The organism is Novosphingobium sp. KN65.2, assembly GCF_001368935.1.
GTDB lineage: Bacteria > Pseudomonadota > Alphaproteobacteria > Sphingomonadales > Sphingomonadaceae > Novosphingobium > Novosphingobium mathurense.
In genome coordinates this window covers 23,781-37,089 of sequence record NZ_CCBH010000170.1, presented here as the reverse complement: position 1 = coordinate 37,089, position 13,309 = coordinate 23,781, and the positions used below count along the sequence as shown (strand labels likewise).

Here is a 13,309-nt window from a genome sequence, read left to right as displayed (position 1 = left end):
CAGGTTGCCATGTGCAACCTCTACCGGATGACCAAGGGCGTCGACGAAGTCGCCAAGCTCTTCGAAGTCCTGCCCGAACGCGGCGCCAATTTCGCCGAGGAGGTCTATCCCGGCTATCCCGGCCTCGTCGTGGCCGAAGGCAAGGCGCAGGCGATGACATGGGGCTTTCCGCTGGTGCTCAAGGGCAGGCAGGGGCAGCCGCTCAAGCCCAAGCCCGTCACCAATGCCCGCGACGACAAGCTGGCCACCGCGTTCTGGCGCGACAGCTTCGATACGCGCCGTTGCCTTGTTCCCGTCACCGCCTGGGCCGAGGCCGAGGGCAGCAGGGGGCGGATGACGCGCACGTGGTACGGCGTGGAAGGGGAAGAGACTTTCGCCGTCGCCGGGCTCTGGCGACCGACCGCCGAATGGGGGCAGGCCTATACCATGGTGATGGTCGATTCCTGCCCGCAGATGGTCGAAGTGCATGACCGTATGCCGGTTCTCCTTCCCCGCGATGCGTGGGAGCAGTGGGTCACCGGCACACCGGAGGAGGCGCTGCGCCTGTGTCGCACGCCCGACCTTCCCCTGACGGTGGACCGGACGGACGAATTGTGGAGCGGAGGGGGCAAGCTGGCCCGGGGCGGTGGGAATACCACGCCCCGGCTCTTGTGATCAGCGGCTCATTCATAACTCACCAGTTCGAATTCGATGCCGTCCCAGTCGAGGAAGTAGAACCTGCGACCGGGTTCGTAGTCGGCGTGGTTGAAGGGGACGAGACCGGCATCGGCGACGATCTTCTCGGCGGCGTCGAGGTCGTCGACGACGATGCCGACGTGGTTGAGCGGCGCGCCCTTGGCGAAGCGCTCGTGCTCCTTGCGGTCGGTATAGACGGCGATGTAGCCGAACTCCTCGCCGACATGGATCGTCTCGCCGCCGTTGAGGGCCGGACCGCGCCAGCGTTCTTCCCAGCCGAGCAGGTCCTGCAGCAGCCTGGACGAGCGCTCGATGTCGCTCACGGTGATGTTGGCGTGTTCCAGTCTTCCCTTAGGCATGTGCATTTCTCCTTGGTTTCCAGCGATCCGCGCCCGCGGCGAATCACTCGGCTTGCCCAAGGTGCAACCTCAAGTTAACTTGAGGTCAAACGTAAAATGGAGACCTTGCGATGACCGCCAAGGGCGTGACCGACCGCTTCATCTCGATCGGCGATCTCTCGCGCCGCACCGGCGTCGCGGTCTCGGCGATCCGGTTCTACGAAGAGAAGGGGCTGCTCGTCTCGCTGCGCACTTCGGGCAACCAGCGGCGCTTCCTGCGCTCGGACATCCGCCGCGTCAGCTTCATCCTGATCGCGCAGAAGCTGGGTCTGGGCCTGGCCGAGATCGAGCGCGAACTGGCGCAGCTGCCGCAGGGACGCACGCCGACGATCGAGGACTGGGAGCGCATCAGCCTGTCCATGCGCGAGGCGATCGACGCGAAGATCGCGCTGCTCGAACTCACCCGGCGCAAGCTGGACGAATGCATCGGCTGCGGTTGCCTGAGCTTGACGAAATGCCGCCTCTACAATGCTGACGATGCGGCCGGGGCAGAAGGCACCGGACCGCGTTTCGTGCTGAAATAGCTATTCGGCCGCCAGCAGTTCCTCGGCCGCGCCAAGGTCCACGCTGACGAGACGCGAGACGCCCTTTTCGACCATCGTCACGCCGAACAGGCGGTGCATGCGGCTCATCGTCACGGCATTGTGGGTGACGATCAGGTAGCGCGTCTCGGTTTCGCGGGTCATGGCTTCGAGCAGGTCGCAGAAGCGCTCGATATTGGCATCGTCGAGCGGCGCGTCGACCTCGTCCAGCACGCAGATCGGCGCCGGGTTGGTGAGGAACAGCGCAAAGATCAGGGCGACTGCGGTCAGCGCCTGTTCGCCGCCCGAGAGCAGCGTCAGCGACTGCAGGCGCTTGCCCGGCGGCTGGGCGAAGATCTCCAGGCCGGCCTCGAGCGGATCGTCGGAATCGACCAGCGCCAGATGCGCCTGTCCGCCCTGGAAGAGCTGCTGGAAGAGGCGACGGAAATGCGCGTCGACCGCCTCGAAGGCCGCGCGCAGGCGTTCGCGCCCTTCGCGGTTGAGGTTGCCGATCGAACCGCGCAGGCGGTTGACCGCTTCGGCCAGTTCGGCCTTCTCGGTGACGCTGACGCCCAGTTCCTCTTCAGCTTTGGCCAGTTCGTCGGCGGCGACGAGGTTGACCGGGCCGATGCGCTCGCGCTCGGCGACGAGCCTGTCCATCGTCGCGGTTTCCGCCTGTGCGCCGGAGACCTGCGCGGAATCGAAGGCGAAGCGCTCGGGCAGGACGGGGGGCGGGCACTGGAAGCGCTCGCCCGAAAGTCGCGTCATCTCGACCCGGCGTTCGTCCTCGTTCTCGGCCCGGGCGACGGCACCGGCGCGGTTCTCACGCGTACTGGCGAGCTTTTCCTGCGCATCGGCCAGTTCGGCATCGGCCTTGCGCGCAGCCTCGGTCGCGGCAGCGACGGCCACTTCCGCCTTGCCCAGTTCGTCGGAGAGGCGATTGCGCACGACTTCCCCGGCTTCGATTTCGGCCATGATCGAGGCGGGCTTGGCGGCGAAGATGGCGCGCTCGGCTTCGATCTCCTCGAGCCTGCCGGCCATCTGGGCGAGGCGATTGGTGGCATCGCCGGCGCGGCCCTGCCAGTTGCGGATGTCGCTGCGCTGCGACGCAGTGCGTTCGCGCCCGACCGCCAGCGCCTGATCGTGCGCGGCAAGCGCGGCCGTGGCGGATTGCAGCCCGTTCCTGGTAGTCTCGTTCTTCCTGCGTGCGGCCTCCAGCGCGGCACGGCCGGTTTCGGGGTCGGGCAGCGCCTTGCGCTTGTCTTCGGCAGCGGCAAGGTCCTGCGCGGCGGTCTTGCGCTGTTCGGCCAGTTCGCCGACCTGCATATCGAGTTCGGCGCGGCGGGCCCGTTGGCGTTGGCGCTGGTCTTCGGCCTGATCGGCGGCGCGAAGGGCGCTGCGTTCGGCATCGGTGGCCTGCGCGATGGCGCGTTCGGCGGCGATGACCGCGGCCTGCAGCGCGGAGAGTTCCTGCTGCACCTTTGCCTGACGCGCTTCGGCAACCGCCACGGCCTCTCGCAGCGGCGGCAGCTGGGCGTCGAGTTCGGCGAAGCGGTTCTCGGCTTCGAGCCGGGCAGCTTCGGCGGCCCCTTCGCCGCGTGCGACGAAGCCGTCCCAGCGGCGCAGCACGCCCGAACGCGTGACCAGCCATTCGCCGGCCTTGAGAGCGCGGCCGTCATCCTCGCCCACGACATGGACCAGCGCGAGACGCGCCCTGAGTTCCGGCGGGCACTGGGTGACGTGCGCGGCAAGGCTGTCGGTCACGGGTGTGGGCGCCTCGGCGCCGGTCCAGAAGCGACCGTCGGCGCCGTCGACCTTGCCCAGCGGCGCCTTGGCGTCGCGGCCCAGTACGGCGGCCAGCGCGCGTTCGTAGCCCGGGGCGGCGCGAACCGCGTCGATTGCGACGGGCAGGCCATGTGCGGCCTTGGCGCCCTTGGCGCGGGCCTCGCGGTCCCGGACGAGGGCGCCATGTTCGCGCTCGATTCCGGTGAGATCGGCGCGCGTGCCTGCAAGGTCCGAGGCGGCGGCATCGCGCTGGGCCTGCAGCTCTGCCTTGCGGACCTGCTGCGCTTCAAGTCCTTCGCGCGCTTCGGCAAGGGCCTTTCCCGCAGCTTCGGCTTTCGCGCGCGCAGCGGCGACGACCGCGTCGAGGTCGCCGGCCGCTTCAAGCGCCTCGATCTGCGACTGCAGGCGTTCGGCTTCGGAATCGAGGCGGGCAAGCCGGTTCCTTGCCTGCGCCAGTTCGGCTTCGGCGATGCGCCATTCGGCTTCGACGCCGGCCTGTTGGGCGGTCGCCTGCGCCAGTTCGAGTTCGGCGGCGCGGGCAGCGCGTTCGGCGCCTTCCAGGGCATTGGCCAGACGGGGGCGGTGTGCCTCGTCGGCTTCGAGCTGCTTTTCGCTCTCGGCCAGCTCGCGTTCGAGGCGCGAAAGCGCCTGTGCCGCGTCGCGGGTCACGCGGTCGGCATCGCCACGGTCTTCCTCGAGCCGGGTCTTCTGCCGTTCGAGATCGGCCAGACGCTGTTCTGCCGCTTCGAGCTGGCTGGTGAGCGTGGCCATGCGGTGCCCCTGCGCATTGGCATCGTCGCGGCGGTCGGCCAGTTCGTCGCGCGCTTCGATCAGCGCTTCGGCAGCGGCGGCCTGCCCGTCCTGCGCCAGCTTTGCGGCTTGCTGTGCCTCGTTGACGCGGGCCTCGGCGGCCTGGGCTTCCTTGCGCGCGGCCTCGGCGGCCGCGGCGGCATCGCGCCAGCGGGCAAAGACCAGCCGCGCTTCGGCCAACCGGATTTCGTCGGTCAGCGCCTTGTACTTTTCAGCCGCCTTGGCCTGACGGCGCAGTGTGGCGACCTGCTTGTCCAGCCCGGCCATGATGTCTTCGAGGCGGGCGAGGTTGGTTTCGGTCGCACGCAGTTTCTGCTCGGCGTCCTTGCGACGCACGTGGAGCCCGGCGATGCCCGCCGCTTCTTCCAGCATGGCGCGGCGTTCGGTGGGCTTGGCGGCGATGACCGCGGCGATCTTGCCCTGGCTGACCAGCGCGGGCGAATGCGCGCCGGTGGCGGCGTCGGCGAAGATCAGCGCGACGTCCTTGGCACGCACGTCGCGACCGTTGACGCGATAGGCGCTGCCCGCCCCGCGTTCGATCCGGCGCACGACTTCAAGCTCTTCGCGCTTGCCGTCGATGGGGGCGGTCTCCCCGGTCAGGACGACTTCGGCGAAGCTGCGCGGAGGGCGGCTGGAGGTGCCTGCGAAGATCACGTCTTCCATGCCGCCGCCGCGCATCGACTTGGGCGAGCTTTCGCCCATGACCCAGCGGATCGCTTCGAGAAGGTTGGACTTGCCGCAGCCGTTGGGGCCGACGACGCCGGTCAGCCCCGGTTCGATGCGCAGTTCGGAGGGCTCTACGAAGCTCTTGAATCCACTGAGCTTGAGCCGCCTTATGCGCATCGGGTCGCCCTTATCGAAGCCTGAGCCGGCGCATCAGCGCGCGCCGGCCTGCTGCAGCTTGGTCTGCAGTTCGTCCCAGCCCATCGAACCGACCGACGTGCCGTTGAGGATGAACGTCGGGGTGCCCGTGACGTTGAATTCCTTGGTCGCCTTCTCGGTCTGGTCGGCAAGGGCCTTGGCCTTGGCGCTGTCGGCAAGGCAGGCCTTCGCCTGGTCGAGCGCGATCCCGCGCGAGGCGAAGAATTCGGTCATGCCCGATGCCTGCGCGATGGCGGGGATCTGCTGCGGCGGCGACATCGCGCCGATGGCCTTGAGCTGGTCCTCGCCCAGCGCCTGCACGTTCTGGAACATGTTGGGCTGCCAGGCCCAGAACTGTTCGCTGAGCGGGATCACCGCCTCGGTCGCGCCGCAAGTGGCCAGCAGCGAGGCCGGCACGTCATAGGGGTTGAGCATGAAGTAGCGCAGTTCGTAGCTGACGCGGCCGCTGGCGACATAGTCGTCGCGCAGCTTGGCGAAGCTTTCCTTGGCGAACTCGGCGCAGTGCGAGCAGCTCAGCGCGCCGTATTCGACGAGCTTGATCGGTGCATCGGGATTGCCGAGGCGATAGCCGCCTTCGTCGGTCTTCGCGACCATGTCCGACCAGCTCTTGCCGGCAGGAGCGGCGATCGGGGCGATCGGCTCGTTCGAAACCGGTGCGGCCTCGTCCTTCTTTTCGCCGCAGGCGGCAAGGCCAAGGGCGAGCGGTGCGGCGATCAGGCCCAGCGCGACGTTACGGAAGCGAAAACGGGTCATCGAAGCGAATCCTTTGCGAATTGAAAATGGCTAACCCATGGTCCGGACAGATCAAGGGCACGTGGGGTCCGGCAGGGGACATCTCCACAGCTAACCCCCGGATTTCGGCGAAACCGCCGTTTTTGCGGCCTAGATCCGGCCGGCCTGCAGCGCCGCGGCGCGGTCGCTGAGCAGTTTCGAGAGATGCTCCCAGTCGTGTACCTGCTGCACTTCGCCGTTGACGACGAAGCTTGGCGTGCCGGTCAGGCCCAGCGATCCGGCGGCCGACTGCTGCGCGCGCAGCTTGTCGAGCATGGCGCTGTCGTTCAGGCAGCGGTCCGCCTGCGCGCGGTCGATGCCCCACTGCTGCATCCTGGCATAGAAGCCCAGGTCCCCGGCGATGGCGCGCATGCGGGCCGGGATTTCTCCCTGTCCCCAGCGCGCCAACTGTTCCGGCGTCATCTTCCGCACCGTGCCGAGCCACTGGTCCTGCGAGGCGAAGAAGGCATTGTGGCGCACCCAGAAGCGCTTCGGATCGCCGCAGGAGGTCAGCATCGCGACGGTCAGGTCGATCGGGTTGCGCACCAGGTTGGTGACGGTGATCTGGATCTGGCCCTTGGGGATCAGAGTCGTGCGCAGGACCGGGTCCGATTCGCGGTGGAACACAGCGCAGTGCGGGCAGGTGTAGCTGACGAACTCGGTCATCTTGATCGGTGCTTCGGGATTGCCCAGCGTATGGCTGCCATTCGCCGTCACGCCCGTCACGCCGTTCCAGTTGCCTTTCGCGGCGGCCTGCGGCCTGGCCTTTGCGGTGGGCGCTGGCTGGGGCGGGCTGGCGGCCATGCTCAGCGCGGCGCAGGAGGCAAGGGCGATTGTACGGGCAGCGTTGCGGGCAATGGACTTCACGAATGACGGCTTCATCACTTGTCCTTCTGGTCTTCCTTGGCGGCCATGCTCCGCGCCAGCGATTCCAGCACGGCCCGAAGTTCCGGGTCGCCGATGTCGCGCAGCGATTCGCCCAGCTCAATCGGCACCGGCTTGAGCGAAGGCGGAGCAGACCTGCGGTCTGAAGCAGGCGGTGCCTTAACCTCGCCTTGCCGGATCTTGGCTTTTGCCACCGCATTGTAGCCGAAAAAGCGGTTCACCCGGTCGATGATCTCTGGAATGACGTGCTGGATCATCGGTGCATGGGCAGGCATTACGACGAGCTGGAGAATGCCGTCGCTCTTTTCGCCGGGCGGGAAGCGGATCGATTCGGGGGAGCATACGCGGGCGTGACGGGCACCGACGATCTCGGGCCAGCGGGTCACCACGCTCGATTGCACGAAGCCGAAGCGGCGAAACGCGGTACGCCCGACTTCGGGCATCAGGTCCGATATCGCGCGCGCCTGCCCGCCGCGCGGGCGTTCGTAACGCTTGAAGCCGGGCGTGGTCTTGCCCGATTTGCTCGATTGTTTGCCGCGATCCCGTTCCATTACCGGCGCTGCAATGCCATAGCGGGCCCATGGAAGCCAGTTCCGATACGATCTCGCGCAAGCTTCTCAACTGGTATGATGCCCATGCGCGGGACCTGCCGTGGCGTGCGCGCCCGGGTGCGCCGGCTCCCGATCCCTACCGCGTCTGGCTCTCGGAGGTCATGCTGCAGCAGACCACCGTTGCCGCGGTGAAGGACTACTTTGCCGAGTTCACGAGGCGCTGGCCCGATGTGACTGCCCTGGCCGCAGCGCCGGACGAGGAGGTCATGGCCGCCTGGGCGGGCCTTGGCTACTACGCCCGGGCCCGCAACCTCTTGGCCTGCGCGCGCGAGGTTGCGGCGCGCGGCGGGCGCTTTCCCGACAGCGAGGACGAACTGCGCGCGCTGCCGGGGCTGGGCGCCTATACCGCCGCCGCGGTTGCCGCCATCGCCTTCGGCCGCCGTGCGGTGGTGGTCGATGCCAACGTCGAGCGTGTCGTCGCCCGGCTCTTCGCGCTCGATACGCCGCTGCCGGGCGGACGCACCGCGATCCGCGAGAAGGCCGATGCGATCACGCCCGATCTGCGCAGCGGGGACTTTGCGCAGGCGATGATGGATCTGGGCGCAACCGTGTGCACCAGCCGCACGCCGCGCTGCCTGCTCTGCCCGCTCTCGGCCGATTGCGAGGGGCGGGCCCTTGGCGAGCCGGAGCGGTTCCCGGTGAAGGCGCCCAAAAAGGCCAAGCCGGCACGCCGCGGCCGGGCCTTCTGGATCGAGCGGGACGATCGCGTCTGGCTGGTACGTCGCCCGGGCAAGGGGATGCTCGGCGGGATGCGGGCGCTGCCCGACGACGGTTGGCATTCGCGCGGCGACGGCAGCGGCGAAGGACCGCTGGACGGTCCGTGGGAAAGCGCCGGCAAGGTCGGCCACGTCTTCACGCACTTCTCGCTAGAGCTGAACCTTGCGGTTTATCTCGGCAATCAATGCGATAGTCTCCCCGCGCAGGAGGGGGAGTGGTGGCCGCTGGACCGGATCGGGGAAGCCGGCCTGCCCACGCTATTCGCCAAGGCGGCGCAGCTCGCGCTAGCCGGGACGGGAGAGACGGCATGATTCGCACGATGGCCCGGCTCGAGGCCGCGATGGACCGGCGCGCGCTGCTGCGCATGGGGGCCTGCGCCGGCCTCGGCGCTGCACTGATGCCGCGCCTTGCGCTCGCCGCTTCCGATCCGGACCTGTTGCCGCAAGTGCGCGCGGTGGTGGAGCGCTGGGTGGGCCCCGGCAAGTTTCCCGGCATGGTCGCCTCGCTCGGCATCCCGGCGCGCGAGCCGCAATTCGTCGCACGCGGATCGGAAGGCTTTGCCGATGGCGACGCGGTAACGGCGGACAGCCTGTTTCGCATCTATTCGATGACCAAGCCGGTCACCGGCATGGCCGCCATGCAGCTTGTCAGCGAAGGCAGGCTCGGCCTCGACCAGCCGCTCTACGAGATTCTGCCCCGGTACCGGCACATGCAGGTGCAGGACACCTACGACGGACCGATCACCGAACTGCATCCGGCCCGTTCGCCGATCACGATCCGGCACCTTCTCACCCATACCTCGGGCATCGGCTACACCATCATCCAGAAAGGTCCGATCAAGGACCTGATGGAGCGCAAGGGCCTTGTCGCGGGACAGATCAGCCGCATGAAGATCCCCGGCGTGTTCGAAGGCGAGCCGGTCCACGGCCTCGATCGCTTTGCCGATCGCCTTGCCGAAGTGCCGCTGGTCGCCGATCCGGGCACGCGCTGGAGCTATTCCATGGGGCTCGACCTGATGGGCCGGGTGATCGAGGTGGCCAGCGGGCGCAGCTTTGCCGATTACCTGCGCGAGACGATCTTCGAACCGGCCGGGATGACGAGCACTTTCTTCCAGGTGCCGCAGTCCGATGCCGGTCGCCTGACCACGAACTACGGGGCGCTCGGCACGCTGCTGGTGCCCATCGATACCGGCGCGGATTCGATCTTCCTCGAAAAGCCGCCGTTCCCGTTCGGCGGCGCCGGGCTGGTCAGTTCTCCGCGCGACTACGACCGCTTCCTGCGCATGCTTGCCCAGTCTGGCATGATCGACGGGCAGCGCGTGCTGGCCGCACAGGCCGTGCATGCCGGGACCGGCGACCTGCTGCCTGCAGGCGTGACGATCCCGGCTGCGTTTGGCGGTGCCGCCGGTTTCGGTGCCGGAGGACGCGTGGGGCGCGGCGGCGAGGCCGGGATCTACGGTTGGTCGGGCGCGGCGGGGACGGTCGGCATGGTCGACACGGTCCATGCCCTGCGCTCGCAGATCTTCGTGCAGTTCATGCCGCCCAACGCGGTGGACCTGCTTCCCGAGTTCCAGGCCGCGCTCAAAGCCGATGTCATGGCCCTGCTGGAGAAACGCTGACGTGATTGCCCCCGACCTGGCCCCGATTGCCTTCTCCGGATCGCACCTCGACCGCGCCGATCACATCCGCAGCGATGCGGCCGCGCTCGATGCGCTGATGAACTGGAAAGCCCGGCTGCTGCGCATGGATGGTCTCGATCCGGTGCTTTCGCCCGAGGGCGCGCTGGAATGGGGCAGTCTTGCCGATGCCGCGCCCGACAGCGAGCTGGTGTTCCTCGGCCTCGACGGCGAGCGGGGCTGCTTTGCCGAAGTGCGTTCGTCCTATCCTGCGGGCAGTCCCCATGCCGGGCCGGCAAGCTGGAATGCGATGGCCGTGCTGGGTGCGGGCGAACTGGCGACTTACGGCGGTGCCCGCTCGTTGATCGGCTGGCATGCGCGCCACCGCTTCTGCGCCGTGTGCGGACAGCCCACGCGGCTTGCCAAGGGCGGCTGGCAGCGCTTCTGCACTTCGGAAACCTGCAGTGCCGAGCATTTCCCGCGCGTCGATCCGGTGACAATCATGCTGGTCGAGCACGAGGGCAAGGTGCTGCTGGGCCGTCAGCCGCGGTTTCCCGAGCGGCGCTATTCGACGCTGGCCGGTTTCGTCGAGCCGGGCGAGACGATCGAGGAGGCGGTCGCCCGAGAAGTGCTGGAGGAAGCCGGGATCAGGGTTCGCGACGTGACCTACATCGCCAGCCAGCCCTGGCCATTCCCGTCCTCGTTGATGATCGGCTGCCACGCCTATGCGGAGACGACCGAGATCACCATCGACGAGACCGAACTGGACGATGCCCGCTGGTTCAGCCGCGAGGATGTGGTCGAAGCCCTCGAGGCGATCGGCCGCGGCGAACTGGGCCGGGCCTTCGGTGCGCCGCCGAAGACGGCGATCGCCCATGTCCTCATGCGCTGGTGGATCGACCGCGGCTGACGCACCGTTCAGGGCGAGGGGAGGAGGAAGCCGACCCTCACGCGCGCGGGCGCGAAAGTCGGATTCCTGCGAGGATTACTTGGTCTTGACGGCAACCAGCAGCGGCTGGCCGTCGTTGCGGCGGGCGAGGGCGACGGTGCGCTGCTCGGCCGCAGATGCCTGAGCGCTCGTGCGGCAGCGGGTCATGTCGCTGACTTCGTCGAGGCGGCGGACATCGGCCTTGCCGCAGACCTTGCGAACGGCCCGCTCAAGGCGCTGGTCGAGCGTGTCGAGACCGGCCTGGCTCGAAAGGTTGAGGTCGTCGTAGGCAACCGGAACGGTGCGCGCGCCGTCGGTTGCGGCGTTGGCGGACACGGCAACGGTGAGGGCCGCAACGGCGGCAAGCGAAGCGAAGGCGAAGGTTTTCATGTCGGATCTCCGGGCGCCGAAGCGCTGTCTAAAAAGGGCATGATGCGACCCGGATTTCTTCGATTATGCTTGCCGTCTTTGTATTTTTATCCGGCAAGACTGACACCGGTTTCGCCGAGGCGAGTAAACCGGTTGTAAGGCTGATTTTACTCTTTCCCCCAAACGTGACTTGACGCGCCACTATTCTGCGGGCGTTCTTTTGTCTACTCTTTGTTGATTTTTTATTACGCTTTTTTGTGAAAAGGCGAAATATGCAGTTGGAAACGTCATTGTGAACGTTCTTCTCTTGCAGTCGATGCGGGGCGTTGGGGGGACGCAGGACTTCAGCCGATGGTCCGCCCCGAAAGGAAGGCGTCTCCGGACGGTTTCCCGGATGCCGGTTCAGGTGCCGATATCAGACTGCGTTTTCAGACGAGGCCGAGTTTCGCCAGCTCGCGCGCCAGCTTGGGCGGCATGACGTCGCCCGAACTTTCACCGTCGCCCAGGTCGCGGGGGGCGTCTTCGTCCTTGAGATAACGCCAGCCCTGGTGCGCGCGCTTGGGCTTGGTGACGACCGGGATCAGCTTGGGGGCAAGGCGAATCCACCAGCGGCCGTCTTCGCGCTGTTCGAAGCCGAGGATCGGGGAGCGGCCGATCAGCGCGTGCTCGTAGATCCAGTAGAGCGATCCGCCGACCATCTCCTCGTGCCGCTTGGGCAGGTAGCGCGTCGTCAGGCGCGCCTCGCCGATGTCCGCATGGCTTTCCAGCCAGGCGCGCAGGTCCGCCGGGCTCTCGGCGGAATAGGCGATCTTGGTCATGTGCAGCGGCATGGGGACGAAGATAGGTATTCGTGCCGGGTCAGGCGAGTCCGGTCAGCACGGCAAGACCGAGGAACGAGAAGAATCCCATGGTGTCGGTGGCCGTCGTGACGAAAACCGCGGACGAAACGGCCGGGTCGATCCGGAAACGGTCGAGCGTGACCGGCACGAGGATGCCCGCAAGACCGGCGACGAGGTTGTTGATCACCATGGCCGCTCCGATGACGGCGCCCAGCAGCGGGTTGGAGAACAACAGCGTGGTCCCCCCTCCGATCAGCATGCCGAGCGCGGCACCATTGGTCATGGCGATGCGCAGTTCGCGCAGGATCATGCGCACGGTGTTGGAATCGGTCAGCTGGTTGGTGGCGATGGCGCGCACCACAACCGCCAGCGTCTGCGTCCCGGCATTGCCGCCCATGCCCGAGACGATCGGCATGAGCACCGCAAGCAGCGCGAAACGGGTGATCGCGCCCTGGAACAGCCCGACCACGGACGATGCAAGGATCGCAGTGGCGAGGTTGACGCACAGCCAGGTCAGGCGCGCACGCACGGTGATCAGGATCGGCTCGTTGATGTCGCCGTCGCCTGCACCGGACAGGCGCAGGATGTCCTCGCTGGCCTCTTCCTGGATAATGTGGACGATATCGTCGACGGTGATCTGGCCGATCAGGCGACCGGCGGAATCGGTCACCGCGGCGGAGATCAGCGCGTATTTCTGGAAGCGCAGCGCCACTTCTTCCTGGTCCATGTCGACCGGGATCAGCGTCTGGTCGCGCGACATGACGTCGTAGAGCGGAATGTTGCGCGGGCAGCGCAGGATCCACGAAAGCGCGCAGGTGCCCACCGGCCGGTGCATCGCGTCGACGATGAAGACTTCCCAGAACTCGGTCGGCAGTTCGCGGTGTTCGCGCAGGAAGTCGATGAGGTCGCCCACCGTCATCGTCTCGGGCACCGCGACGAACTCGCGGCTCATCAGACGGCCGGCGGATTCCTCGGGGTAGGAAAGCGCGGCCTCGATTGCGGCGCGGTCTTCGGGATCGAGTTCGGCAAGGACCGCCTGCTGGTCCTCGCGGTCGAGGTCCTCGATCATCGCGACAGCGTCGTCGGTGTCGAGCTGCTCGGCGATCTCGGCGACGACGTCGGCGGGCAGCGCCTCGATCAGGAGCTCGCGGACCCAGTCGTTGAGTTCGGCGATGACCTCCACGCCCATGAGGTCGCGAATCGAGCGGGCGAGCAGGAGGCGTTCATTCTCGTCGACCAGCTCGAAAAGGTCGGCGATGTCGGCCGGGTGAAGCGGCTCGACCAGCTCGTAGACGCGGTCGGAGTCCTCTTCGTCGAGCGCATCCATGACGTTGCGCACGAATTCGGGCTTGAGGCGGTTTTCCTCGTCGAGGCTCTCGCTCTCGGGCGCAGGCGATTCCGCGTCCGCCTCCACAGCGACGGCGCCGTCTTGCTTCAGTTCGTCGTCGAGGTCCGCGCCGCTCATAAGCGCCGGTCTAAGCGTCAATTTCGCAATTGCAACAG

The 13,309-nt window shown here is 67.3% G+C and carries 13 protein-coding genes; 5 read left to right on the top strand and 8 right to left on the bottom strand.

Going from position 1 to position 13,309, the window contains the following annotated elements; genetic code table 11:
• Window positions 1–9 precede the first annotated feature (9 nt).
• On the top strand, window positions 10–654 hold the full coding sequence (locus tag SPHV1_RS16130) for an SOS response-associated peptidase (RefSeq protein ID WP_054947059.1): 645 nt from the start codon (window positions 10–12) through the stop codon (window positions 652–654).
• A gap of 8 nt (window positions 655–662) precedes the next feature.
• On the opposite strand, the gene SPHV1_RS16125 is transcribed toward SPHV1_RS16130, so the two are convergent.
• The gene (locus SPHV1_RS16125) at window positions 663–1,034 is read right to left on the bottom strand and encodes a VOC family protein (protein WP_054947058.1); all 372 of its coding nucleotides are present in this window, start codon (window positions 1,032–1,034) and stop codon (window positions 663–665) included.
• A 110-nt stretch (window positions 1,035–1,144) separates the two neighbouring features.
• Here SPHV1_RS16125 and soxR point away from each other — a divergent pair, with 110 nt between their 5' ends.
• Complete coding sequence (gene soxR, locus SPHV1_RS16120) at window positions 1,145–1,597, top strand: redox-sensitive transcriptional activator SoxR (RefSeq protein WP_054947057.1); 453 nt, start codon at window positions 1,145–1,147, stop codon at window positions 1,595–1,597.
• Here the strand turns inward: soxR and SPHV1_RS16115 are convergent, their stop codons facing one another.
• From SPHV1_RS16115 to SPHV1_RS16100, 4 genes are all read right to left on the bottom strand, one after another.
• Window positions 1,598–5,032: an AAA family ATPase gene (locus tag SPHV1_RS16115; protein ID WP_054947056.1), complete on the bottom strand. Its 3,435-nt coding sequence runs from the start codon at window positions 5,030–5,032 to the stop codon at window positions 1,598–1,600. It lies immediately after the preceding gene.
• 33 nt (window positions 5,033–5,065) lie between these two features.
• On the bottom strand, window positions 5,066–5,824 hold the full coding sequence (locus SPHV1_RS16110) for a thioredoxin domain-containing protein (protein ID WP_054947055.1): 759 nt from the start codon (window positions 5,822–5,824) through the stop codon (window positions 5,066–5,068).
• Between the two features lie 129 nt (window positions 5,825–5,953).
• On the bottom strand, window positions 5,954–6,724 hold the full coding sequence (locus SPHV1_RS16105; protein ID WP_054947054.1) for a thioredoxin domain-containing protein: 771 nt from the start codon (window positions 6,722–6,724) through the stop codon (window positions 5,954–5,956).
• Window positions 6,724–7,278, bottom strand: coding sequence for a DUF721 domain-containing protein (locus SPHV1_RS16100; protein ID WP_054947053.1), 555 nt, complete (start codon window positions 7,276–7,278; stop codon window positions 6,724–6,726). Before SPHV1_RS16100 ends, SPHV1_RS16105 begins: the two co-directional genes overlap by 1 nt.
• Window positions 7,279–7,307: 29 nt before the next feature.
• On the opposite strand from SPHV1_RS16100, the gene SPHV1_RS16095 reads away from it, so the two are divergent.
• Genes SPHV1_RS16095 through nudC form a run of 3 tightly spaced genes read left to right on the top strand, consistent with a single transcriptional unit; the run spans window position 7,308 to window position 10,580 of the window.
• Window positions 7,308–8,366 (top strand): A/G-specific adenine glycosylase, encoded by a 1,059-nt coding sequence (locus SPHV1_RS16095; RefSeq protein WP_054947052.1) that lies wholly within the window; start codon window positions 7,308–7,310, stop codon window positions 8,364–8,366.
• Window positions 8,363–9,673 (top strand): serine hydrolase, encoded by a 1,311-nt coding sequence (locus SPHV1_RS16090; protein ID WP_054947051.1) that lies wholly within the window; start codon window positions 8,363–8,365, stop codon window positions 9,671–9,673. The genes SPHV1_RS16095 and SPHV1_RS16090 overlap by 4 nt, the downstream gene beginning before the upstream one ends.
• Entirely contained in the window at window positions 9,645–10,580 is a 936-nt protein-coding gene (nudC, locus tag SPHV1_RS16085; protein ID WP_054947050.1) for an NAD(+) diphosphatase, read from the top strand. Before SPHV1_RS16090 ends, nudC begins: the two co-directional genes overlap by 29 nt.
• 75 nt (window positions 10,581–10,655) lie before the next feature.
• Here nudC and SPHV1_RS16080 read toward each other — a convergent pair whose 3' ends face one another.
• The 3 genes from SPHV1_RS16080 to mgtE form a co-directional block, all read right to left on the bottom strand.
• Complete coding sequence (locus SPHV1_RS16080; protein ID WP_054947049.1) at window positions 10,656–10,988, bottom strand: UrcA family protein; 333 nt, start codon at window positions 10,986–10,988, stop codon at window positions 10,656–10,658.
• Between the two features lie 407 nt (window positions 10,989–11,395).
• The gene (locus tag SPHV1_RS16075) at window positions 11,396–11,797 is read right to left on the bottom strand and encodes a DUF1489 family protein (RefSeq protein ID WP_054947048.1); all 402 of its coding nucleotides are present in this window, start codon (window positions 11,795–11,797) and stop codon (window positions 11,396–11,398) included.
• Between the two features lie 28 nt (window positions 11,798–11,825).
• Entirely contained in the window at window positions 11,826–13,271 is a 1,446-nt protein-coding gene (gene mgtE, locus SPHV1_RS16070) for a magnesium transporter (protein WP_054947047.1), read from the bottom strand.
• Window positions 13,272–13,309: the final 38 nt, after the last annotated feature.